The following is a 23,344-nucleotide window of genomic DNA, read 5'->3' as shown; positions in this document are numbered from 1 at the left end:
TCACAAACGCTTCAAAACAAAGCTGCCAACCACAACGTTATCGCTACGGTTCAGCTGTCCTTGCTCAACATTAAACTTCTCTGCCAATTTCACGCGAGCCTGCTCAAAAGGTTGGAAGTCTGAACTGCGAGCTTGAATTCGCACTTCGCCACGTTGACCATCATATTTAAAGCTGGTGATTTCCAAATCGCTGACCTGACCCAGTGTCGCTGGCAGTGCCGCCAACCAAGACAACATCGCCTGCTGACCGCCACCACCAGATAAGCGGCGCTCTTCATCATCCATTTGTCGTTTGAGATAACTAACGGTAGGAATTCGTCGTTTATTCGGGAACACCTGGCGGAAAATACGCTCACTCTCCTCACGATACGCTTGTGCTTGTGCTTCGTACTTGTGGACGACGAGCAACTGCTGCGCAACCATAACAACGATAAGCACGCCCGCAGCAATGGTGGCTTTTTGCCAGAGCTTCCAGTATTTCCCCCAAGAGGATTTAGGCTTGAAGATCCCGGTCAGCAAATTGACTTTGCTTTCTGTAACCCCCTTCGCCAGTAACCCCATGGTCATTTCTTCTGGCTGCGGCTCCCATACTTCAGGTAACGCAGATTCAGGGACTGAGCTATAGCAATCGAGCTTCCAACCTTCATGATTTTGTAGATAAGAAGAGAGGTAAAGGTCTAACCAAGAAGCATCGACAACCGCACCCTCTGTCGCTGAGTGACGAATCAACCATTGATCACCAAGCATCGCGGCACTGCTATGCTCTCCCTGAAAAGGTAACGCAAGCACATCTGGCAAGATGCGTTTGATGGTGATGCCTTGGCTTGAAAAACGCTGCAATACGGTCTGAATCCAAGCGCGCTCAACAGCGCACACTTGCGCTTTATCCGCTTGTTTACCTAACACGGTAAAGTGAAGGCCATCAACGTCCTGCGCGACTTCATCTTCCACGAGGTACGGTAACATCGCGTCGAACTGACGTGTTGCGCCAGGCGGTATATCCACTTGCGTCAAGACCACATCATTACTCGCCAATAGCGCCACAACTTGGCGCTGACCTGCATAAGAGATCAACTCATCTAAATGTTCCCATCCGGCGATTTCACCGCTGGCAATCACTTCCTGTTGATCTGTCGACCACACCACCCAAGGAATGGTACTTTGTTGTTCGCTACTCAGCCGAACGGTCAGAAACTCGCTCACTGATCCCTCCAAAACGACGGCGAACTACGGTCACCGTCTCTCTATTTGTACTTTGCAAAAGGCTTCGGATACGTACACGTGATTCATCCACCAACACTTGTGCATCCAATTCAAAAAAGGCGCTATCCACACCCAAATAGCCTTTGGCGTTTTTCTTTACATCTTCGCTCAAGCCAGCGATCTCTGACTCTGCTAAAAATTCATCAATGCTATCCCACCCATCAAATGGGCGTTTTTCAATTAGCTGAATCGCATCACTACTGCTTAAGTTTGGTGAGAACATTGCCACCAAAATCGGAGCTTGCTCGACTTCAATCGTATTTACGTTTAAACGCCAATCATCACTAGGCAATGCGCAGATTAGCGGTTCCAATTTTTGGAAAATATCACCACTCACCTGATAAACCGCTCGCAACTCGGTGGCATCTGCCATCCAGCCATTTGACGCTAAATACGCGGGTTTCATCGCTTCATATGTGCTGTCTTCGACCCCGGTTGTGGAGCGAACGGTGTCATCAGCATCAATGTATTCCCAGGTAGAGTCTGCAATGATTTCTGCCTGATACGATTCAACATCCGATTCTTCCAATAAACGCTGCAGCACATTGACTAAATAAGGTCTTGCGATTTGCTGTCCCGTCGGTTGCACACGGCTCAATACATTGAGGTTAAAGCACGCTTGTTTGTCTCTAATTCGTCCTGCCGCTTGACCATAATCTAGCGGATAGACTTGCTCTTTTATTGCCCACGGCTGACTCATATTGATCGTATCGGTGTCTTTGTAGCTTTGCTCGATACCGACTTTTGCCAACGCCTCTACCCCAAGGCTATACCAATACGCTTGCTGGTAGTTAACTTGATTGGCGCCCCGCTGAAACTGCAAAAACAAACGCTCCGACATACTGGCGGCAACTGTCGCCATAATCGCCAGTAACATCAGCACAATAATCAAAGCGACACCGCGCTGACGATTAACCATTATTGCTGCCTCCTGAACTTCCTTCTTTCTGACTCAATGTGCCATCAGGAGTCAGATAGGTGCGGGCAATCTCTCCATAATCTTTTAGAGTAAGGATCACAGAAACCGCTTTCGGTAGCGATTTTTCATCATCCCACTCTTTTTTCCATTGTTTACCATCGTAAAAACGCATATCAAACGATTCGACCTGCGTCAGTAATGGGGTAACGATGCCTTGTTGACCCACTGGCGTGTCAGGGTAGCGCCACCATACTCGTTGTAATGTTTCTTCTTTTAAACGATAGCCAACCTTAGTGACCTCCCCTCGGGGAAACTGCTGTTGAGGGTTGTGCCATCCTAAACGAGCAAACATTAGCCCTTTAGTGTCGGAGTCGAGCAAGTAATCTGACCAAAAAATCAGTTGGCTCGCGGGCTCTTCACCATTTGTCCGCGTTTGGCGCATCGCCATTTGACGAAAGTCATTATCCATCATCACCATGGCGCGCTGAATTTCATTTAAGCGCTGAGTTCGCTCTTGTGATAGCGCATTGCTGCGCTGCACTTGCGATACCACTTGATACGCGGCGACACTTAAACTGGCAAAGATGGCAATCGAGACCAACACTTCAATAAGTGTAAAACCTTTTGCCAGTTGGCGCTTACTTGCGCGTGGATTCTTATTGCGCCACATAACTTCGTACCGTCACGACTGGGCTCGCGTTTTTCTCTACCGCGACACTCACATCAAATGCTTTCAGCAATGGCTGCGTGGTGGCAACAGGCGTGATTTTCCAGTACCAAGTGCGCCCAGCCAGCTCTTCTGTACCGTTCTTTACTTTAAGTTCACTGGTACTCAACATCACGTTGGCCATCTGATTATCCACAACCATGGCTGCAAACATTTTTTCTTCTAAATAACTGATCGTATTAATATGCTGGCTCACCGAGCGAATGACGCTGATGGCAGCGGTGGCGAAAATAGCCAGTGCGACCAATACTTCCAGCAGTGTCATGCCTCTCGTCCGGCGATGACTCCAATGTGGGCGAGCTTGCTTAGAATTGCGCATTCTCATCCTCTTTCACTTCTTCGCCCGGCGCTAGTAACAAGATTTGTCCACTTTCTTTTCCGATGACTCGCCACCCGTCATTAAAGGCGTCACCATTTTGCGGAAAAAAAGACAGAGTAAATGGCGTAACCTCTGCACTGGAAAAGATAAACACTTGCGGTGGCTTAACTTTCTTTTCGTCGTCGTCTTCTTCAGCAAACATGTCTTCATCAAAAAGAGAGCCCGGTTTGAATAAGCGATCATCATTATCCCAAGCACCGCCACCTAGCTCGAGCAGTAGCGTAATGTCATCTTCCAACTTGGTTTTGCTCGGAATCTGCTTTAACTCCAGAGGCTGCCAACCTTCCGCGGTCAAACTCAGTAGAGCGTACGTCGATTTAGCGTCATCCACTCGAACGCCAAAATCTTTACCGCTTAGTACGGCTTCTTCGTTAAGCAGCTGTAAACGCTGAAAAAAGCTTTGAGCATACTGTTTGGAAAGATCTTTTTGGCTGGTCGGTAATGTCGAGATCACGGCCACTGCCGTGAGAGATAGCAAAACCAGCACCAATAGAATTTCTATCAATGTAAAACCGTTGTGTTTTCGCATTTGCTTCATTAGTGCTGGCTTAGGCTCTATTTATTGGAAATCTTGCATGTTCCAGTTGCCAATATCTGCAGCTGGACCTTCTCCACCCTCTTGGCCATCTGCGCCTAGAGTGAAGATGTCAATCGTACCGTTATCACCTGGGCTTAGGTACTGGTACTGGTTACCCCAAGGGTCATTAGGAAGACGTTTGATGTAACCGCCATCACGGTAGTTGCGAGGCTCTGGGTTAGAAGGCTTGCTAACTAATGCTTCCAGGCCTTGGTCTGTCGTTGGGTAAACGCTGTTATCCAACTTGTACATATCTAGGGCATTTTCCAGCGCTACGATGTCCGTAATCGCTTTTTGTTGGTCAGCCTTCTCTTTGTTACCCAATAGGTTTGGAACAACGAAACTTGCCAAAATACCAAGGATAACGACAACAACCATCACTTCTAAAAGTGTGAAACCGTGTTGTTTACTACGTTTAAATTTCATTTTTTTCTCCGAAAGTTAGATTCAAGCCATGCCGTAAGTAGACACGTCTTAATTCGAATTTATCCGCTCATCAAGTTATTCATTTCTAGCATTGGCATCAAGGTCGCCATCACAATGAACAACACTAATCCAGCCATTAAGGCAATTAATGCCGGAGTGAATACGCCTAACGCAATATTGACTGTAGATTCAAAGTTTTGATCTTGGTTATCGGCAGCACGCGTCAACATGCTCTCCAATTCACCACTTTGCTCACCACTGGCGATCATGTGTAGCATCATTGGTGGAAACAGACGAGTTTGATCTAACGCCTTACGCAGGCTGGCACCTTCTCGAACGTTATCTGCAGCAAGTAACACTTGCTGCTTCACATAGCGATTAGACATAACATCCACCGCGACACGCATGCCTTCTAGAATTGGAATCGCACTGGAAGTACAAATCGAAAGTGTTCGTGCGAATCGTGCGGTATTCAAACCTCGAGAGATTTTGCCCAATAGCGGTAGACTCAAGATTTTTCTATCCCAAGCTAAGCGAAAGTCTGGTTTTTGCAACGCCAGTTTGAGCCCATAGAAAAACACCACCAGCACGACGAAGATGATAAGCCCCCAATCTTGCACAAACTCACTGGCTGCCAGTAAGAACTGTGTTGACTGAGGTAACTCTTGTCCCATCTGAATGATTGGCTCAATGATTTTGGGTACCACTGTCGCTAATAAGAAAGAAACAATAACAACCGCAAACACCACTAAAACCACCGGGTAAATCATGGCTTGAAGCAGTTTGGAACGCATCTTCTGACGGTTTTCGACGTAGTCCGCCAAACGCTCTAATACCGTATCAAGATGGCCTGACTTTTCACCCGCCGCAACCATGGAGCGATAGAGCTCATCAAACACGTGTGGGTAATCAGCAAAGCTGTCGGCGAGCGGATAACCCTCGGTTACTTTCGAGCGAACCGCAGCCAGCATAGAACGAATTCTCGGCTTTTCAGCCTGCTCAGAGACCGCGCGCAAACATTCTTCCAGAGGCATACCTGATTGGACTAACGTGGACAATTGACGTGTGATTAGTGCCAGCTCAGATGTTGAGATGCCGCGCTTAAAGCTGACTGAGCCTGAAGACTTAGCCGATTTAGCTTTCGTCTCAACCACTTCAATCGGGATCATCCCTTGCTCTTTGAGTCGCTGGCGCACTTGTCGGGCGTTGTCCCCTTCTATCGTGCCTTTTTTATGCTTGCCTTTTGCATCTAGCGCTTTGTACTCAAATGCCGCCATTAGGTTTCCTTCGTCACTCGCATCACTTCTTCAAGTGACGTAATACCACGACGTACTTTGCTTAGACCATCACTGCGAATACTTGGCGTATGGGCGCGAACAGCTCTCTCAATTTCTTGCTCACCAGACTCTCGGTGAATCAATTCTTGCACTTGCTCATCGACCATAATGAGCTCGTGGATACCTGTTCGACCTCGGTAGCCTTTTTGGTTACACGCTTCGCAGCCTTTAGCACGGTGTAGCTCTAGTGGTTCATGCGCTTCCATACCAAACAGTTTCTTCTGTTCAGCATCGGCTTCATACGGTTCTTTGCAACTCGGGCAAAGCGTACGAACCAAGCGCTGTGCTAACACACCCAATAACGATGAAGAAATAAGGAATGGTTCAATGCCCATATCGCGTAGACGCGTGATCGCACCAACAGCGGTGTTGGTGTGAAGGGTCGACATTACTAAGTGACCCGTTAAGGACGCTTGCACTGCAATTTGTGCGGTTTCTAAGTCACGGATCTCACCGACCATCACCACATCAGGGTCCTGACGCAGAATAGCACGCAAGCCACGCGCAAAAGTCATGTCGACCTTCGGGTTCACCTGAGTCTGACCGATGCCATCAATGTCAAATTCAATCGGGTCTTCAACCGTTAAGATATTGCGTTCGTTACTGTTGATCTCTTGCAAGCCAGCGTACAAAGTCGTCGACTTACCAGAACCCGTCGGGCCGGTGACCAAGATAATACCGTGAGGACGCTGAATAAGATGACGGAAATTGTCGTGCACGGAAGGCGTCATACCTAAGCTATGCAAATCGAGACGCGTCGCGTTTTTATCCAACAGACGCATAACTACTCGCTCACCATGTGACGACGGCATTGTAGAAACACGCACATCAACCGCACGACCACCAATACGCAGCGAGATACGACCATCTTGAGGTACACGCTTTTCTGCAATATCCAGCTTCGCCATGACCTTCACTCGCGACACTAACAGTGGTGCAAGCTTACGACTTGGAGTGAGCACTTCACGCAATACGCCATCGACACGGAAACGAATCGAAAGGGTTTTCTCGAAAGTTTCGATGTGAATATCCGACGCCCCTTCTTTGATCGCTTCACCCAACATCGCATTGATCAACTTAATGATTGGTGCATCGTCTTCTGACTCTAGCAAGTCTTCATCATGCGGCAGCTCTTCAGCCAATGAGAAAAAGTCGTCGCTATCGGCACCGATGTCTTCCATCAATTGACGCGCTTCAGACGAGTCACGTTGATATGCTTCGGTCAGCTTTTTATCGAAGGCTTCTTTATCGATAGGCTGCGGTACGAAGCTTTTCTTCAGCACACGACGGACTTCGACCAGAGCCGCTGGGTTGAGCGGCTCGACATAGTAAAGAATGGGCGGACGCTCAGGATGCTCTGTCTCCAGCACCAGTTTAAAGCGATTGGCAAAACTGAATGGCAGACGACGCATACTTGGCGCTGTGTCTAACATATCAACCATTAGTTGTTTTCCATTTGATCAATAAACGCTTGGATCTCGGTTGGGTGCTGACGCTCCTGGCCAAAGGCTGGCATGACTGGGATCTTCTCGTCAGCCATCAACTTCAATCCTTGATCCGCTTTGTAGAGTTGCTCTGCGCGAATAAAGTTGTATTTGCGCTGTGTAATGCCGTCTGCAGTCATACCATCACGAATAATCGTCGGCTTGATGAACACCATCAAGTTACGCTTTTCTGTTTGCGTGCTGGTTGATTTGAACAAATGACCAAGCACTGGGATGTCACCCAGTAGCGGTACTTTTGACTCACTTTCGAGTGCACGTTCATCAACCAAGCCACCAAGAACCAGCATCTGACCATCTTGGATCATGACTGAGGTATTTAACTGACGCTTAGCAAAGCGAACGTCAACCGCACCGTTTGCACCTAATACATTGGACACTTCTTGCTCGATATTTAACTGAACAGAGTCACCTTCGTTAATTTGTGGCACAACCTTAAGCTTGATGCCCACTTCTTTACGATCAACCGTTTGGAATGGATTGTCGTTGTTTGAGCCAGCCGTAGAGCCTGTGATAACAGGCACTTCTTCACCAACAATAAATGATGCTTCACCATTATCCATTACGGTGATACTTGGAGAAGATAGAATGTTTGAGTTGGAGTCAGTCGCTACCGCACTGACTAAGGCAGTCCAGTCCCCCATCACGATGCTCATCGCAGCGCCGTTAACACCGCTCAGTGCTGATGCAAGAGTAGAATAGTCACCAGATTCAGTAACATCATATGGCGTTCGTTCGCCATTCGCATTTGTGTAGTATTCAGTTCGAGTTTGATCTTTTGCTTCTTCTAGACCAACCATTACCTGACCAATCGGTGCACCAGAGTTACCGTACTGAATCACCGCACCGGTTTCCAGTGAGCCCCACTGAACACCTAAGTTAATGCCGTCACCTTCTGACATTTCAACGATCAGCGCCTCAATCAAGACTTGAGCACGACGAATATCAAGCTGAGCAATAACATCTTGTAGCGCATTCATGATATCTGGTGGAGCCGTTAATACTAAGGCGTTGGTCGCTGCGTGCGCAGCAATCACCACTTCACCACGCTGGGCACCTGACGCTTTCTGGCCGACTTGCTTTTCAGCTTGTAGGTTATCGGAGACACCTTTTAGTACATCCACCAAATCTTCAGCTTTCGCGTTCTTCAGGTAAACCACGCGGTTGTTACCTTTGGTCGCCATTTCAACGTCAAGTTGACGAATCAATCGCTTCAGACGCGCACGTACTTTAGGATCGCCAGAAATCAAAATCGCGTTGGTGCGTTCATCGGCAACAATTTTAGGCTCAAGGAACTCAGGCGTGCTCTTCTGATTGGTGCTTTTATTCAGTGCTTCAACAATACGCACCATTTCGGCAGCAGAAGCATTGCGCAGCTCCACCAGCTCAATTTCTTTATCACCCGCTTGGTCAACACGCTTAATGATTTCTGCTAAGCGATTTACGACCGCCGCACGACCTGTGATTAAGATGATGTTCGCAGGATCGTAGTGAACTACGTTACCAGCACCAGCATTATCAATCAGTTGACGAAGTAGAGGAGACAACTCACGAACCGACACATTACGCACCGCAACAACTCGAGTGATAACGCTGTCGCCTTGCGCGCTGCCATCACCTAATACAGGGATTGCTGACGTTTTTGAGTCTTTCGCTTTGATAACCTTAAGTACACCGTTGTCCATTTCTACGACGGCGTAGCCGTATACTTCGAGTACGTTAAGGAAAAAGCTGTAGTATTGCTCTTCGTTAAGCACATCATAGCTGCGGACATCGATTTTACCGCGCACTGAAGGGTCAACAATGATGGTCTTTTCGAGATTACGACCCACTATGTTGATGAATTCTTGAATATCAGTGCCTTTAAAGCTGGCACTAAATTCGTTTGCTATTGCACCTGGGACGCAGAGTAAACTTCCTGCTAGTAGCCAAGCACTTTTGCTGAACCAATGTTTCACGTATGTCTCCCTGAACTTACGCCGGTTGCCTAAGTCTTACAATTGGATATAGATATCGTACTGTTGGCCGTCGCGCTCAACAGTTAAATTTAATTCTTGCGGATCGCTCATCACTTGCATCAGTTGTACTGAAGAAGACGGGTCACTTAAATCGATCCCATTAAGCTGCACCGCAATATCACCAGGTTCTAGACCCACATCATTAAACAGCGCGGCATCACGACCAGGTGACACTCGATAACCAACAATGCCCCCGTCTCTTTTGACGGGTGAAATGGTGATGTATTTGAAAACGCTTTGTGGATCTTTCGCAATTTCCTCTCGGATTTGCTCTAATTTTTCTCCAACGTCAGACGCTGATTCTGCTCGTTGAGATTGGGCTCTGGCTATCTGCGGCGATTCAGATAGCTTCTTATATTCTATACCCTGCATCATTAAGGTCTCGTCTCGACCTTGGTTATCAATGATGACGCGATCCACTAATACGGCTTTTAGTGTCGCACGCGTACCTTCAATTTCTTCACCTAAACCATACGTTGCTTGCTTGCCACGGTTGGCAATGACAGCAAGGCTGGTATTCGCATCACTGCTTGCAACCGCGCCAACCAGTGTAAGGTTAAGGCGCGTCTTAGGGGCGTCTTTAACAACAGGTTGTTCTACAACTGCAGGCTTTTGTTCAGTGAATTTACCGAATAGGTTGGCATTCTGAAGGGCATTAAAATCTATCGCGTCGCCTTTATTGCTCGCAACAACGCTGCTCGTCGATGGACGCCATTGCGGCACTTCCGACGATTGAGGTATGGCTAACCATACAATTTTGCCAAGTATCCATCCGGTTATTGCAATAAACAGACAGGTGAGCAACAAGCTAAGTTTGGCTTGAATTGTATAATTATTGGACTTGATCTGAGCCAGTAGCGGTCTGCTTGATAATCCTGCACTTAGCTCTAAACGTTTCACTGAATGGATTCCTTTATTCTAACGTTCGTCATTTAAGCTATAACAATAGCTATCGACTTTAAATTGCTAAATTTGCAATAAAATTATTACTCAACAAAGAGCAGTGAACTATATCACAAGTTGTCTTTCATACCTTTTTCTTATGCAGTTTTTGCCAACTCCCTTGAAAAAAATACGCCTTGACTCCATCTGTAGGTGAATAATCCATCACTCATTGCCATATTCGGGCAGTGATTAGATAGCGTAGTGTTCTATGAGTTCCCTAAATGAAGCCGTTAGGCTAGATAAATGGCTATGGGCCGCAAGATTTTATAAAACCCGCTCTATCGCTCGTAACATGGTCGATGGTGGTAAAGTCCACTATAATGGCCAACGAAGCAAACCGAGTAAAATCGTTGAAGTGGGCGCCGAAGTAAGACTTCGTCAAGGCAACGAAGAAAAAACGGTGATCATCGAAAAAATTTCTGATCAACGCCGAGGCGCTCCCATCGCACAGACCTTGTATCGCGAAACTAATGAAAGTATAGCGAAACGTGAGGAACACGCGACTCAACGTAAGCTTAATGCCCACAACCCAAGTCCAGAACGCCGCCCAGATAAAAAGCAGCGCAGAGACATCATTAAGTTCAAACACCAATAAAAGCCGGAATTACCAACGAGGAAAGCACTCCATGGCAAATAATGTTTTAAACCGCTACCTATTCGAAGATCTTTCAGTACGTGGCGAGTTGGTACAATTGGATGAAGCGTACCAACGTGTTATCTCCAGCAAGGAATATCCGGCAGCAATAGAGAAACTGCTGGGTGAGCTACTCGTTTCAACCACTCTTTTAACTGCCACTCTTAAGTTCGAAGGCTCAATCACCATTCAGCTACAAGGCGACGGCCCTGTATCTCTTGCCGTTATCAACGGTGACCACAAGCAACGCGTTCGTGGCGTGGCTCGCTGGGAAGGCGATATTGCCGATGATGCAAGCCTCCACGATCTCATGGGCAAAGGTTACCTCGTTATCACTATCGAACCGAAAAACGGTGAGCGTTACCAAGGTGTCGTTGGATTAGAAGGTGATACTCTAGCCGACGTACTAGAAGGCTACTTCGCAAACTCAGAGCAGCTAAAAACGCGCCTATGGATACGCACGGGCGAGCACGAAGGTAAAGCCCACGCAGCAGGCATGTTGATTCAAGTAATCCCTGATGGCACTGGTTCACCAGATGATTTCGAGCATCTAGAGCAACTGACTGACACGGTAAAAGATGAAGAGCTATTTGGTCTAGAAGCTAACGAACTACTATACCGCCTATATAACCAAGACAAAGTGCGCCTTTACGAACCGCAACCTGTCGAATTCCATTGTGGCTGTTCTCGTGATCGTAGTGGTGCCGCTATCATCACCGTTGAGAAAGCTGAAATTTATGACATTTTGGCTGAAGTAGGATCCGTTTCTTTACATTGTGATTACTGTGGCACGACCTATACGTTCGACGAAGCAGAAGTCACCGAGCTATATGCACAAGCTTCTGCGGACAAGAAAACCCTGCATTAATTTACATAGCTTATCAAGCACGTAATTTACCCTACAAAATGCCAGCTTAATGCTGGCATTTTTGTGATCAACCCCTCGTAATGCCTCGCTTCAAGCGTAATAAAACAACTGCTTAATTTTAAACAATTAATAATGATTTTGCCCTAGCGCAAAGGATTGCGTGCACGATAAACTATTCCCACCAATATGTGACGGGTTACCTAAAACCTTATTGAAATCATGGATAAATTTTGAGCTATCTCCCTGTTTTCTCCCCGCCCCGTTGCTAGCATGGTGAGCAGATTAAAATTAAAACATTCTTACAAAATCCCTACAAAAATCCTTATAAGGAGCACCTATGACCGTTATGGAACATACTAAGGCTGCAACACTTGATCTAACCAAGCACGGACTGCATAACGTTAAAGAGGTTATTCGCAACCCTAGCTACGAAATGTTGTTTGAGGAAGAAACGCGTGAAGACCTAACAGGTTATGAGCGTGGCGTGGTTACTGAACTAGGTGCGGTTGCCGTTGACACTGGCATCTTTACTGGTCGCTCACCAAAAGATAAATACATCGTCAAAGACGCTACGACAGAAGAACATATGTGGTGGACGTCTGATCAAGTGAAAAATGACAACAAACCAATCACTCCAGAAGTGTGGGACGAGCTGAAAGAACTGGTCACAAACCAGCTTTCTAACAAGCGCTTGTTTGTTGTTGACGGTTACTGTGGTGCAAACCCAGATACGCGTTTGAGCATTCGTGTTATCACGGAAGTCGCATGGCAAGCGCACTTCGTTAAAAACATGTTTATCCGCCCAACAGAAGAAGAATTGACAACATTTGAACCAGACTTCGTGGTAATGAATGGCGCAAAATGCACTAACCCAAAATGGGAAGAGCAAGGTCTGAACTCAGAAAACTTCACCGTATTTAACCTAACCGAGCGCATGCAACTTATCGGTGGTACTTGGTACGGCGGTGAGATGAAGAAAGGCATGTTCGCAATGATGAACTACTTCCTTCCATTAAAAGACATCGCATCAATGCACTGTAGCGCTAACATGGGTAAAGACGGCGACGTAGCGGTATTCTTTGGTCTCTCTGGTACGGGTAAAACCACACTATCGACTGATCCTAAACGTGCGCTAATTGGTGATGATGAGCACGGTTGGGATGATGACGGCGTTTTCAACTTCGAAGGTGGTTGTTACGCGAAAACCATCAAGCTATCGAAAGAAGCGGAGCCAGACATCTACAACGCAATTCGCCGTGATGCACTGCTAGAAAACGTAACGGTACGTAGCGATGGCTCTATTGACTTTGATGATGGTTCGAAAACAGAAAACACTCGTGTTTCTTACCCTATCTACCATATCGACAACATTGTTAAGCCAGTATCAAAAGGCGGTCACGCGAATAAAGTGATCTTCCTATCGGCGGACGCATTTGGTGTGCTACCTCCAGTGTCTAAATTGACACCTGAGCAAACGAAGTACCACTTCCTATCTGGCTTTACTGCAAAACTGGCAGGAACAGAGCGTGGTATTACTGAGCCAACGCCAACCTTCTCTGCATGTTTTGGCGCAGCGTTCCTAACGCTTCACCCAACTAAATACGCAGAAGTACTGGTTAAACGTATGGAAGCAGCAGGCGCTGAGGCTTACCTAGTGAACACAGGTTGGAACGGCACTGGCAAACGTATCTCGATTCAAGATACGCGCGGAATTATTGATGCGATTCTTGATGGTTCGATTGAAGATGCACCAACTAAGCACATTCCTATCTTCAATCTTGAAGTACCGACTTCACTACCAGGTGTGGATCCAAGCATTCTAGACCCTCGTGACACGTACGTTGATCCACTTCAGTGGGAAAGCAAAGCGAAAGACTTGGCTGAACGCTTTATCAATAACTTTGATAAATACACGGACAATGCGGAAGGTAAATCTCTGGTTGCCGCTGGCCCTCAGATTGATTAAGTCGAGTAACAACGACATCGCGTAAACCACAGTGATAAGTGGGCAGCCACTTATCACTTTTACGTAGACCAAGTTACAAAAAAACCACTTCAAGCCCCTCTTTTGAGGGGCTTTTTATTGAATACCGCAGAATATTGATACAAGCTAAAGCCTATCTAGTTTTATTTAATAGCAAACGTAGGTTCTAGCAGGGATGAAAACAGCGCGTCGAGTTCTAATTCTGTTACTGGTTATCTTAGTTGCCATTCCGGCCACTACGATTGCGCTGTTAACAACATCTTACGCCGATGCAACTTGGCGTCTGCTATCAAACAGCATTTCCTTGCCCTTTCAAGCAGAAAGCGTGCGTTACGATTTTCCCTACCACCTAACTTTACAGGGTGTGAACACAAACGTAGACGACGCTTCTTATATCGAGCAAGTCGATTTATGGATGAATCCCGATGTTTATCGCGATGGTAAATGGATCGTTGATAGCTTATTGATTGATGGACTTAATTTGCAGTATGGCGCGCCAAAGCTCCCGCCTTTAGATAACGTTTTGTTCCATCAAATCGCGCTCAAAAATATTGATTACGCCGACGAGCAGTTTTCTGGTAATGGCATTGACCTTCAAATTCAATCACCACTGTGGAATGGCCAGTTAATACCATATGGCGAGGTTCAACTTGCAGCCGACCAGATCTATTGGAATGGCGAAGCCTTTAATCAGGTCTTGGTCGACATGGACTACAAACCGCAAGACAGTACGCTCTATGGCACTTCATTTAACTGGCGTAACAGTCAAATTTCAGGGCAAGGCGAGCAGTATCCACAAGGCTGGTCTTTAGTGAATGTGACCATCAATAAGTTGCAACTCAATCATATCCAGCTCCAATCACTGCTTGCTAAGCCTTGGCAAGCAATACCATTCAAGATTAATCACATTAATAGCTTAGACTTACTGAACGCCGATATTGAATGGGGCGATTGGCACTGGCAAAACTTAGAGCTCTCCGTAGAAAACGCCACACTGCCACTGTCTCTCTGGGAGACAACGGCTCAAGTTTCATTGCAGGCGGATAGCGTCCGATTCCAACAGCAAACCGCAATAGAGCCACGTTTAAGTGCTGTTATCAAGCCTGAAAAAATCCAACTCAACGAGCTCAGCTTAGATTGGCAGCAAGGTCGAGTGCAGGTCTCTGGGGTGTTCACTCGAACGCAATGGCAACTCGAAGAAGCCTCCATTCAAGGCCTCAAGTGGGCAATACAACCTGAAGATAACCAAAACTGGTGGCACGCCGCCATCAGTAAGTTAGATCATGTCACAATCCAACGACTCGACATCGAGCGCAGCCAAATCATTCAGCTATCTCACGAACCTTATTGGCAGTTCTCCGGTTTAAACATCGAAGGGCAGCAGCTTGATCTTAAACAGGTCAATCAACGTTGGGGCCTTTGGCATGGCGATCTGGAAGCTAGCGTTGTCAACGCCAGTTATAACCAAGTGCTCACGTCTCATGCTGCACTTGCCATGCAAAGTGAGAATGGCTTTTGGAAACTGACACGCCTTTTTGCACCACTCGAGCAAGGCTACGTAGAAGGCATCGGACAGATAGACCTAAGTACTCCGAGCCAGCCTTGGGCACTCAACCTCAATGCCGATGGCATTCCCTTATCACTCTTCCACGATTATTTACCCGACACACTGGCTATTGATGGTTTTTCCGATCTCAGCCTCGCTCTACAAGGATTATCAGGTGATCGCAACATGCTGGCCTACAGCTTATCGGGTGAAGTGGAAGCCAACCTACGAGATACCCGTTTTAAATCCCAAGCGAATCATTCGCTCAAAGCCATTACCTTAAGTCCGCTGCGTTTAAGCGCGCAACGAGGGAAAGTCGCCATAGAACCAGTCACCATTTCAGGGAAAGCTATGAGTGGTAGGGTTTGGGGCGAGTTTGATATGGCCAACAACCCGCTAAATGGCATTGTTTATCAATGGAAGGACTCGTGCGGGAGCGTTGAAGGCGATCTACTCGGTGGCGAAATCCATCATAATGAATGTTTAAAAGCACCAGCACCAAAAGCACCGGCTGATGTTGAAAGCACTCCACAAACAAGTGAATCAGCCATGAAGCTGCCAACTGCGATTGATAACATCAATGTGGAGATTCAAGAGGAAGAATTTTCCGAAGAAATTGTCGAAGAAGACGAAGCATCTGTCACTGATCCCACCACAGAGGAACAAATCCTCCCACCGACAGAGCGAGAAAACGAAACAGATAAGCGCCCTACAGATCAGTAAGGCGCCCTCTCAATTAACAGCTGAGTAATTGCGAATAGTTCGGTATCAGCATATAGGTACCAACAAAATCTACGGCTGGCGTGTCGCCACTATAAATCACCACGTGAATGACGATGCGTGCTTTACGCCCTGACTCCAATCGATCTAGGTCACCACTGATCCCATCCAACGAAGTACTTGCCACGGGGTTTTGTTCGACTGGTTGACGATAACGAATCGAGCTGTCGGCCAACACAATATCACCATGCAAACCGCGCTCTTTAAGCAGCAGCCACGTCATACCCCACCCCGTCAAGGTAGCTAAAGTAAAAGCCGACCCCGCAAACATGGTGTTATGCGGATTAAGGTTTGGATTAAGTTGAGCGCAGCATTCAAACTGGTAACCCGTGTACTGGTTAATTTTTATCCCCATTTTGTCGCTAATTGGGATCTGTTGCTCCCAGCGCTGCTGAAGTTCAGTGCACCATTCTGGGCGACGCAACACATTCGCCATCGGATCCAATGGTTTCACCATTTGCTGGTGACGCACAGGACCGCGCTCGTCGGTCAGTTCACCGCGACGCTCAAAGCCATTTTTCTCGTAAAATGCGATGGCATCTTCACGGGCATTACACACCAAGCGCTTCGCCCCTTCTTGGCGTGCTAACGACTCTAGCGCGACCAGAACCAGCGAGCCCATACCTTTACTGCGGCGATTATTTTTAACCGCCATATAGCGGATTTGGCCATCATTATCCGGCGTAATGTATAAACGACCGATCGCCATAGGACGACCTCGGCCATCAACAATCATACGGTGATGGCTCATTTCATCGTATTCATCGCGTTCAGAGCCAATTGGCATACGCCATGGCTCACGAAGCAGTTGCCAGCGAAACTGATAATACTTATTTATCTGATTATCGGTTTTGGGAGTAATGAGTTTGAACATATCAATCCTTTGAAAGCACAACACTAATAAATGTCGGGAAAATCACTCCAAGCCAATTCCATGAGCTTGGAGTTAAAGCTTAGACCATGGCGCTTGTGTTACCAGACTAGACCTGCAACCAAAACGTCACCGGACCGTCATTCACTAAGGACACTTTCATATCGGCAGCGAAGCGGCCACGCTGTGTGGGTAAAACTTGTTCACACAAATCAGAAAAGTAATCATACAAGCGCTCAGCATCAGCAGGATGCGCACCGCGAGAAAAGCCAGCACGAGTGCCTTTTTTTGTATCCGCAGGTAACGTAAATTGAGAAACCACCAGCACTTTGCCTTCTACCTGTTTGACGTTCAGGTTCATCTTACCTTCATCATCTTCGAACACGCGGTAGGTCGTAACACGCTCCATCAAGCGTTTTGCTTTGGCCTCATCGTCGTCTTTCTCTACTCCTAATAAGACCAGCAGACCACGATCAATTTCCCCTACGACTTCACCATCCACACGGACGGCAGCTTCACTGACTCGTTGAATTAGCGCTATCACTACTCTCGCTTCCTTCATCTGTTAACTGAGATTCAGCGGTCGAGTGTATCATGTCTAAATCTTCACTCCAGTGCTCTCGCTCACCAAGCGCAGCTGTGACTTCCGCACCCAATAACACGATCATCCAGCATAAATACACCCAAACAAACAAGATAGGAATCGCGGCTAACGCGCCGTAAATGAGCTGATAAGAGGGGAACTGCGTGATGTAGAGTGCAAAGCCCTTTTTACTTAATTCGAACAGTATCGCAGCGACTGCTGCCCCCATCGCGCCATGAGCCAGGTGCACTTTTTTATTCGGCACCAGAATATATAAGCCAAGGAAAGCGAAAAAAGACAACAACAGCGGTAACCAACGTAAAAACAGATTGAACGCACCAGATAATGTCTCGTTCTCTAAAATTTGCAGTGAGGTCACGTACGATGTAGCCGCGATACTCGCACCGACCATGATCGGCCCTAACGTGAGTACCATCCAATACATAGAGAATGAAAATACTAAACGGCGCTTATCTTTAACTCGCCAAATGTAGTTTAAGTTCTTATCAATGTTCGAAATCAGCATGACTGCAGCAATGAATAAAAACCCACCGCCAACCGCGCTCATTTTGCCCGTATTCGCCACAAATTCCTGCAATGCCGTATGTACAGCTTCCCCAGATGCCGGAACAAAATTCTCAATAATGTAGCCTTGCAACACCTCACCGACGTTCGCAAAAACGGGAAATTTCGACAATATTGATAACAATACCGTCAGCATTGGCACGATGGATAACAAGGTAATGTAGGCAAGATAGCCCGCGTTCACATTGACGCGATCATGCGTTAATCGCTTAAGAAGATACTTAAAAAACGCGACGCAACTTGGCAGTAGATTGATTAATCTTGCCTTGTAACTCTCTGATAACTGGTTCATAGTTCATCCCATAATTAGCGTCGAGGACATAAGAATGCCTTATTTATTAGCAATTGTACTATCAATTTTCACTTTAACAGGGTGTCAATCTGCTTATTACTCAGCGATGGAGCAAGTTGGGTACCATAAACGAGATATTATGGTCGACCGCGTTGAAGATGCCAAAGAATCTCAACAAGATGCACAAGAAGAATTCACCAGTGCGCTCGAAGCCTTATCTGCGATCACTAATTTTGATGGTGGTGAGCTAGAAAGTGTCTACAACAAAATCAATGACAAGTACGAAGACAGCGAAAAAGCGGCGCAAGACGTTCGTGACCGCATTGCTGCGATTGAAGACGTTTCCGGCGCACTGTTTGATGAATGGCAAGGCGAACTAGAGCTGTACTCGAGCGCGAAATTGCGCCGTTCAAGCGAACAAAAGCTACGTGAAACCAAAGCTTCGTACAAAACCATGCTTAGCGCAATGAAGCGTGCAGAGAAAAAGATGACGCCTGTACTAAATACACTGCGCGACAACACGTTGTACTTGAAACACAACCTTAACGCGAGTGCGATTGGCTCTCTACAAGGTGAATTTTCTAGTCTAGAGAAAGACATTCAGTTTGCCATCAAACAGATGAACGAAGCGATTGCAGAGTCTGATAAGTTCCTACAAAAGCTCAATCAAAAGTAAATGATTCAAGCCTCCTCCTAGCGAGGAGGTTTTAGTCTGCGACCTCATCAAATAAACCGATGACTCTTCGAACAAAGCCTACTCGTTCTAGCACACTGCCCCATGGCACTTCTACCACTTCGTAACCTAATTCAGCATAGATATCCACTAAGGATTGATGAATCTCCAATGCTTCTTCAAAGCTGTGTGGACGAACTTCATCTTGCACGTAAATGGATGCTTCAGGTCGACAAGTAAACACCTGGCTATAGTACCCAGCACTTTCGGTTAAGAAAGCTTGGTCAACCTTACAACCGCCCACTTGTAAGTAAGCAATGATGTCTGGGATCGCGCGATCAACAAACGCAACGTCATGACAACGCGCATCACTCTTTTGCTTGCTCATCAAGTCGAGACACAATTGAGCAAACTCAGGCAGGTTCGTCCACGGCAAGATACCGTCGTCTAACTGGCTTTGCTGTTCAATCAGCGTACGAGAGCTCTCTGCAAACGTCGCATACCCTTGCCGCTCTAATGCATTCAGTAGGGTGGTTTTCCCCGCACCAGGGCCACCAGTAATCACGATTGGCTTCATGCTGATATTTTCATTCTCTAGATACAAAAAACCCTGAGCATAACTCAGGGCTTCTTCTTAATTGAATCGCTTAACGAAAGTTATTTCGCGCCACGAGAAGCACGTTTACGATCGCTTTCCGTTAGGAATTTCTTACGGATACGGATGCTTTCAGGTGTTACTTCTACTAGCTCGTCGTCATCGATGAACTCAAGCGCTTGCTCTAGCGTCATGATGATTGGCGGAGTTAGAACCTGTGCGTCATCTGTACCAGATGCACGAACGTTGGTTAGCTGCTTACCTTTCAGTGCGTTTACTGTTAGGTCGTTGTCGCGGCTGTGAATACCGATAACCATGCCTTCATAAACTTCCACACCGTGACCGATAAATAGACGACCACGTTCTTGAAGGTTGAACAGTGCGTTAGTTAGCGCTTTACCCGCAGCGTTAGCAATCAGAACACCGTTGATACGCTGACCGATGTTACCGCCTTTGTGTGGGCCGTAGTGGTCAAACGTATGGTATAGAAGACCAGAACCAGAAGTCAGTGTCATGAATTCCGTTTGGAAGCCGATCAGACCACGAGATGGCATGATGAAGTCCATACGTACACGGCCTTTACCGTCTGGAGCCATATCTTTCAGCTCACCTTTACGTAGGCCGATATTCTCCATGATACCGCCTTGGTGCTCTTCCATTACGTCGATAGTTACCGTTTCAAACGGTTCCATTAGCTGACCATCTTCTTCTTTGATGATTACTTCTGGACGAGATACGGCAAGCTCGAAGCCTTCACGACGCATGTTTTCGATCAGGATAGACAGGTGAAGCTCACCACGGCCTGATACGCGGAATTTGTCTGGATCGTCTGTTTGTTCAACGCGCAGTGCAACGTTGTGTACCAGTTCCTTCTCTAGACGCTCAAGGATGTTACGTGAAGTGACGAACTTACCTTCTTTACCAGCGAATGGAGACGTGTTTACTTGGAACGTCATGGTTACTGTTGGTTCATCAACAGACAGTGCTGGTAGTGCTTCTACTGCGTTTTGTGCACAGATAGTGTCAGAGATTTTAAGCTCGCCAAGACCAGTGATTGCAATGATATCACCCGCGTTAGCTTGCTCAACTTCGTGACGCTCTAGGCCTAGGTAGCCCATTACTGTGCCCACTTTACCGTTGCGAGTTTTGCCGTCTGCACCAACAACGGTTACTTGCTGGTTTGGCTTAACGCTACCACGAGTTACACGGCCAACGCCGATAACGCCAACGTAAGAGCTGTAATCCAACTGAGAGATTTGCATCTGTAGTGGACCATCTAGGTCAACTTCTGGTGCAGCTACTTCGCCAACGATAGTTTCGAATAGCGGTTCCATGTTCTCGCCAGTTTCGCCTTCTTCTAGAGAAGCCCAACCGTTAAGAGCAGAAGCGTAAACCACTTTAAAATCTAACTGTTCGTCAGAAGCACCTAGGTTGTCGAATAGGTCGAACACTTGGTCCATAACCCAATCAGGACGTGCGCCAGGGCGGTCAATCTTGTTGATAACAACGATTGGTTTTAGACCATGAGCAAACGCTTTTTGTGTTACGAAACGCGTTTGAGGCATTGGACCATCAACCGCGTCAACGATAAGTAGTACAGAGTCTACCATCGACATGATACGTTCAACTTCGCCACCGAAGTCCGCGTGTCCCGGAGTATCTACGATGTTGATACGGTAATCGTTCCAGTCGATTGCTGTGTTTTTAGCAAGAATGGTAATACCGCGCTCTTTCTCGATGTCGTTCGAGTCCATGACTCGCTCTTCAGCTTCACCGCGAGACTCAAGCGTGCCTGATTGTTGTAGCAGCTTGTCAACCAACGTGGTTTTACCGTGGTCAACGTGCGCGATGATCGCGATATTTCTTAATTTATCAATCTGTGGAGTAGCCATGGATATTGATTCACTTAGATAGATGAAATGCCCCCACGCTGAGAACGGGTGCTCTCTGGCGACATTTGCTGATTAAAAAAACGGCCATAATGTACCAGATTTTAGCAAAAAGCCTAGAAATATGTGATCTACTCCCGAGCATTTCTGCGATTTTTACGCTTAATGCCCATTTTCTTCCTCAGAACGAATTGATTAAACGCAACTTTATTCTAATCGATGCATAATTCAAATTGACTCTTGCTCAAAAACTGGGCTGAATAAGCAATGCGCCTGTCACATTATGGTGCAATAATGATTTCCCGCACCACAATAGTGCAAGTAAAGATCATTTTGGTGCAATCATCTGCACCAAGCTAGCGCCAAAAAACACAATTGCTTGAAATTAATGGAATATTTTTTTTGGCACGGTTTTGGCTTTAGTTAAACAGCATCGATTAATGAAAAGTCAAATTGATTAATCAATGCCAGGTTTCATGAATAATTCATAAATCGAGCTTTTACCGCTTATTAACACTGGAGGTTATCCAAGATGTCAGTAGAAAACGTTCTATCGCTGATCCAAGAAAACGAAGTTAAGTTTGTTGACCTACGCTTCACTGATACAAAAGGTAAAGAGCAGCACATTTCGATCCCTGCTCACCAAATCGACGCAGACTTCTTCGAAGAAGGTAAAATGTTCGATGGTTCATCAGTTGCTGGCTGGAAAGGTATCAACGAATCAGACATGGTAATGATGCCTGACGCATCTTCTGCTGTGCTTGACCCATTCACGGAAGACGCAACACTAAACATCCGTTGTGACATCTTAGAGCCGGCAACAATGCAAGGCTACGACCGTGACCCACGTTCTATCGCAAAACGCGCTGAAGACTTCATGCGCTCTACTGGCGTTGCAGATACTGTACTTATCGGTCCTGAGCCAGAATTCTTCCTATTTGACGACGTGAAATTCGCGACTGACATGTCAGGCTCTTTCTTCAAGATCGATGACGTAGAAGCAGCATGGAACACAGGTTCTGATTACGAAGAAGGTAACAAAGGTCACCGTCCAGGCGTTAAAGGTGGTTACTTCCCTGTAGCTCCAGTGGATTCATCTCAAGACATCCGTTCTGCTATGTGTCTAGTAATGGAAGAAATGGGTCTTGTTGTTGAAGCGCACCACCACGAAGTGGCAACAGCGGGTCAAAACGAAATCGCAACTCGTTTCAACACGCTAACAACCAAAGCTGACGAAATCCAAATCTACAAGTACGTTGTACACAACGTTGCTCACGCGTTTGGTAAAACGGCAACATTCATGCCTAAACCACTTGTTGGTGACAACGGTAGCGGTATGCACGTTCACCAATCTCTAGCGAAAGATGGTGTAAACCTATTTGCTGGTGACAAGTACGGCGGTCTATCTGAAATGGCGCTTTACTACATTGGCGGTATCATCAAACACGCTCGTGCAATCAACGCATTTGCTAACCCATCAACAAACTCGTACAAACGTCTTGTACCAGGCTTCGAAGCGCCAGTTATGCTTGCTTACTCTGCACGTAACCGCTCTGCTTCAATCCGTATCCCAGTGGTACCAAGCCCGAAAGCACGTCGTATCGAAGTTCGCTTTGGTGACCCAGCGGCTAACCCATACCTATGCTTTGCATCAATGCTAATGGCTGGTCTTGACGGTATTAAGAACAAGATCCACCCAGGCGAAGCAATGGATAAAGACCTTTACGATCTACCAGCAGAAGAAGCAGCAGAAATCCCAACGGTTGCATACTCACTGAAAGACGCACTAGCAGAGCTAGATGCTGATCGTGAATTCCTAACAGCGGGTGGTGTATTCTCTGACGACTTCATCGACTCTTACATCGAGCTGAAATCTCAGGACGTAGAGCGCGTGAACATGACAACTCACCCAGTTGAGTTCGAACTTTACTACTCTGTATAAGGTCGACAC

The 23,344-nt window shown here is 46.7% G+C and carries 21 protein-coding genes; 6 read left to right on the top strand and 15 right to left on the bottom strand.

The annotated features are described in order from the left end of the window. Genes gspL through gspC form a run of 10 tightly spaced genes read right to left on the bottom strand, consistent with a single transcriptional unit; the run spans position 1 to position 10,048 of the window. Positions 1–1,203 (bottom strand): type II secretion system protein GspL, encoded by a 1,203-nt coding sequence (gene gspL, locus ACWPOD_RS12005; RefSeq protein ID WP_301616370.1) that lies wholly within the window; start codon positions 1,201–1,203, stop codon positions 1–3. Continuing rightward, a complete protein-coding gene (gene gspK, locus ACWPOD_RS12000) occupies positions 1,172–2,182 on the bottom strand; it encodes a type II secretion system minor pseudopilin GspK (protein WP_456231916.1) in 1,011 nt (336 codons plus the stop codon). Before gspK ends, gspL begins: the two co-directional genes overlap by 32 nt. After that, entirely contained in the window at positions 2,175–2,852 is a 678-nt protein-coding gene (gene gspJ / locus ACWPOD_RS11995; RefSeq protein ID WP_006741790.1) for a type II secretion system minor pseudopilin GspJ, read from the bottom strand. Before gspJ ends, gspK begins: the two co-directional genes overlap by 8 nt. Further along, entirely contained in the window at positions 2,839–3,228 is a 390-nt protein-coding gene (gspI, locus tag ACWPOD_RS11990) for a type II secretion system minor pseudopilin GspI (protein WP_167310321.1), read from the bottom strand. The genes gspJ and gspI overlap by 14 nt, the downstream gene beginning before the upstream one ends. Further along, positions 3,215–3,826: a prepilin-type N-terminal cleavage/methylation domain-containing protein gene (locus ACWPOD_RS11985; protein ID WP_041852874.1), complete on the bottom strand. Its 612-nt coding sequence runs from the start codon at positions 3,824–3,826 to the stop codon at positions 3,215–3,217. The genes gspI and ACWPOD_RS11985 overlap by 14 nt, the downstream gene beginning before the upstream one ends. A gap of 21 nt (positions 3,827–3,847) precedes the next feature. Then, complete coding sequence (gene gspG / locus ACWPOD_RS11980; protein WP_005394985.1) at positions 3,848–4,291, bottom strand: type II secretion system major pseudopilin GspG; 444 nt, start codon at positions 4,289–4,291, stop codon at positions 3,848–3,850. Positions 4,292–4,350: 59 nt separating this feature from the next. Beyond that, positions 4,351–5,568 (bottom strand): type II secretion system inner membrane protein GspF, encoded by a 1,218-nt coding sequence (gene gspF / locus ACWPOD_RS11975; RefSeq protein ID WP_005394987.1) that lies wholly within the window; start codon positions 5,566–5,568, stop codon positions 4,351–4,353. After that, positions 5,568–7,070 (bottom strand): type II secretion system ATPase GspE, encoded by a 1,503-nt coding sequence (gene gspE / locus ACWPOD_RS11970; RefSeq protein WP_005394994.1) that lies wholly within the window; start codon positions 7,068–7,070, stop codon positions 5,568–5,570. Before gspE ends, gspF begins: the two co-directional genes overlap by 1 nt. Continuing rightward, positions 7,070–9,088: a type II secretion system secretin GspD gene (gspD, locus tag ACWPOD_RS11965; protein WP_005394995.1), complete on the bottom strand. Its 2,019-nt coding sequence runs from the start codon at positions 9,086–9,088 to the stop codon at positions 7,070–7,072. Before gspD ends, gspE begins: the two co-directional genes overlap by 1 nt. A 36-nt stretch (positions 9,089–9,124) precedes the next feature. Then, on the bottom strand, positions 9,125–10,048 hold the full coding sequence (gspC, locus tag ACWPOD_RS11960) for a type II secretion system protein GspC (protein ID WP_005394996.1): 924 nt from the start codon (positions 10,046–10,048) through the stop codon (positions 9,125–9,127). Between the two features lie 253 nt (positions 10,049–10,301). Between gspC and hslR the strand changes: the two genes are divergently transcribed. The 4 genes from hslR (at position 10,302) to ACWPOD_RS11940 (ending at position 15,848) form a co-directional block, all read left to right on the top strand. Further along, complete coding sequence (hslR, locus tag ACWPOD_RS11955; protein WP_031780440.1) at positions 10,302–10,688, top strand: ribosome-associated heat shock protein Hsp15; 387 nt, start codon at positions 10,302–10,304, stop codon at positions 10,686–10,688. A gap of 31 nt (positions 10,689–10,719) precedes the next feature. Beyond that, positions 10,720–11,595 (top strand): Hsp33 family molecular chaperone HslO, encoded by an 876-nt coding sequence (gene hslO, locus ACWPOD_RS11950; protein WP_046874147.1) that lies wholly within the window; start codon positions 10,720–10,722, stop codon positions 11,593–11,595. Between the two features lie 337 nt (positions 11,596–11,932). Further along, positions 11,933–13,561: a phosphoenolpyruvate carboxykinase (ATP) gene (pckA, locus tag ACWPOD_RS11945; protein ID WP_047009389.1), complete on the top strand. Its 1,629-nt coding sequence runs from the start codon at positions 11,933–11,935 to the stop codon at positions 13,559–13,561. Positions 13,562–13,754: 193 nt separating this feature from the next. Then, the gene (locus ACWPOD_RS11940) at positions 13,755–15,848 is read left to right on the top strand and encodes an AsmA family protein (protein WP_456231915.1); all 2,094 of its coding nucleotides are present in this window, start codon (positions 13,755–13,757) and stop codon (positions 15,846–15,848) included. 13 nt (positions 15,849–15,861) lie between these two features. Here ACWPOD_RS11940 and ACWPOD_RS11935 read toward each other — a convergent pair whose 3' ends face one another. The 3 genes from ACWPOD_RS11935 to ACWPOD_RS11925 form a co-directional block, all read right to left on the bottom strand. After that, positions 15,862–16,779 carry a bifunctional GNAT family N-acetyltransferase/hotdog fold thioesterase gene (locus ACWPOD_RS11935; RefSeq protein WP_005395003.1) on the bottom strand — a complete coding sequence of 306 codons (918 nt, stop codon included), beginning with the start codon at positions 16,777–16,779 and terminating at the stop codon, positions 15,862–15,864. A gap of 106 nt (positions 16,780–16,885) precedes the next feature. After that, the gene (gene dtd, locus ACWPOD_RS11930; RefSeq protein WP_012841223.1) at positions 16,886–17,320 is read right to left on the bottom strand and encodes a D-aminoacyl-tRNA deacylase; all 435 of its coding nucleotides are present in this window, start codon (positions 17,318–17,320) and stop codon (positions 16,886–16,888) included. Further along, positions 17,292–18,236 carry a virulence factor BrkB family protein gene (locus ACWPOD_RS11925; RefSeq protein WP_005379281.1) on the bottom strand — a complete coding sequence of 315 codons (945 nt, stop codon included), beginning with the start codon at positions 18,234–18,236 and terminating at the stop codon, positions 17,292–17,294. Before ACWPOD_RS11925 ends, dtd begins: the two co-directional genes overlap by 29 nt. A gap of 34 nt (positions 18,237–18,270) precedes the next feature. Here ACWPOD_RS11925 and ACWPOD_RS11920 point away from each other — a divergent pair, with 34 nt between their 5' ends. Continuing rightward, the gene (locus ACWPOD_RS11920) at positions 18,271–18,912 is read left to right on the top strand and encodes a DUF2959 domain-containing protein (protein ID WP_456231914.1); all 642 of its coding nucleotides are present in this window, start codon (positions 18,271–18,273) and stop codon (positions 18,910–18,912) included. 31 nt (positions 18,913–18,943) lie between these two features. On the opposite strand, the gene ACWPOD_RS11915 is transcribed toward ACWPOD_RS11920, so the two are convergent. Both ACWPOD_RS11915 and typA read right to left on the bottom strand, forming a co-directional pair. Beyond that, complete coding sequence (locus tag ACWPOD_RS11915; RefSeq protein WP_256955785.1) at positions 18,944–19,486, bottom strand: AAA family ATPase; 543 nt, start codon at positions 19,484–19,486, stop codon at positions 18,944–18,946. 80 nt (positions 19,487–19,566) lie between these two features. Beyond that, complete coding sequence (gene typA / locus ACWPOD_RS11910; RefSeq protein ID WP_046874152.1) at positions 19,567–21,396, bottom strand: translational GTPase TypA; 1,830 nt, start codon at positions 21,394–21,396, stop codon at positions 19,567–19,569. Between the two features lie 529 nt (positions 21,397–21,925). On the opposite strand from typA, the gene glnA reads away from it, so the two are divergent. Further along, positions 21,926–23,335 carry a glutamate--ammonia ligase gene (gene glnA / locus ACWPOD_RS11905; RefSeq protein WP_005395023.1) on the top strand — a complete coding sequence of 470 codons (1,410 nt, stop codon included), beginning with the start codon at positions 21,926–21,928 and terminating at the stop codon, positions 23,333–23,335. The last annotated feature ends 9 nt before the right edge of the window (positions 23,336–23,344 follow it).

The organism is Vibrio sp. JZG120, assembly GCF_053890955.1.
This window is presented reverse-complemented; position numbering and strand designations above follow the sequence as displayed.

Bases quoted from the DNA above. Each gene is read 5' to 3' on its own strand.
- gspK (WP_456231916.1), bottom strand. From the start codon at position 2,182: ATGGTTAATCGTCAGCGCGGTGTCGCTTTGATTATTGTGCTGATGTTA.
- gspJ (WP_006741790.1), bottom strand. From the start codon at position 2,852: ATGTGGCGCAATAAGAATCCACGCGCAAGTAAGCGCCAACTGGCAAAA.
- gspI (WP_167310321.1), bottom strand. From the start codon at position 3,228: ATGCGCAATTCTAAGCAAGCTCGCCCACATTGGAGTCATCGCCGGACG.
- ACWPOD_RS11985 (WP_041852874.1), bottom strand. From the start codon at position 3,826: ATGAAGCAAATGCGAAAACACAACGGTTTTACATTGATAGAAATTCTA.
- gspG (WP_005394985.1), bottom strand. From the start codon at position 4,291: ATGAAATTTAAACGTAGTAAACAACACGGTTTCACACTTTTAGAAGTG.
- gspF (WP_005394987.1), bottom strand. From the start codon at position 5,568: ATGGCGGCATTTGAGTACAAAGCGCTAGATGCAAAAGGCAAGCATAAA.
- gspE (WP_005394994.1), bottom strand. From the start codon at position 7,070: ATGGTTGATATGTTAGACACAGCGCCAAGTATGCGTCGTCTGCCATTC.
- hslR (WP_031780440.1), top strand. From the start codon at position 10,302: ATGAGTTCCCTAAATGAAGCCGTTAGGCTAGATAAATGGCTATGGGCC.
- hslO (WP_046874147.1), top strand. From the start codon at position 10,720: ATGGCAAATAATGTTTTAAACCGCTACCTATTCGAAGATCTTTCAGTA.
- pckA (WP_047009389.1), top strand. From the start codon at position 11,933: ATGACCGTTATGGAACATACTAAGGCTGCAACACTTGATCTAACCAAG.
- ACWPOD_RS11940 (WP_456231915.1), top strand. From the start codon at position 13,755: ATGAAAACAGCGCGTCGAGTTCTAATTCTGTTACTGGTTATCTTAGTT.
- ACWPOD_RS11935 (WP_005395003.1), bottom strand. From the start codon at position 16,779: ATGTTCAAACTCATTACTCCCAAAACCGATAATCAGATAAATAAGTAT.
- ACWPOD_RS11925 (WP_005379281.1), bottom strand. From the start codon at position 18,236: ATGAACCAGTTATCAGAGAGTTACAAGGCAAGATTAATCAATCTACTG.
- ACWPOD_RS11920 (WP_456231914.1), top strand. From the start codon at position 18,271: ATGCCTTATTTATTAGCAATTGTACTATCAATTTTCACTTTAACAGGG.
- ACWPOD_RS11915 (WP_256955785.1), bottom strand. From the start codon at position 19,486: ATGAAGCCAATCGTGATTACTGGTGGCCCTGGTGCGGGGAAAACCACC.
- typA (WP_046874152.1), bottom strand. From the start codon at position 21,396: ATGGCTACTCCACAGATTGATAAATTAAGAAATATCGCGATCATCGCG.
- glnA (WP_005395023.1), top strand. From the start codon at position 21,926: ATGTCAGTAGAAAACGTTCTATCGCTGATCCAAGAAAACGAAGTTAAG.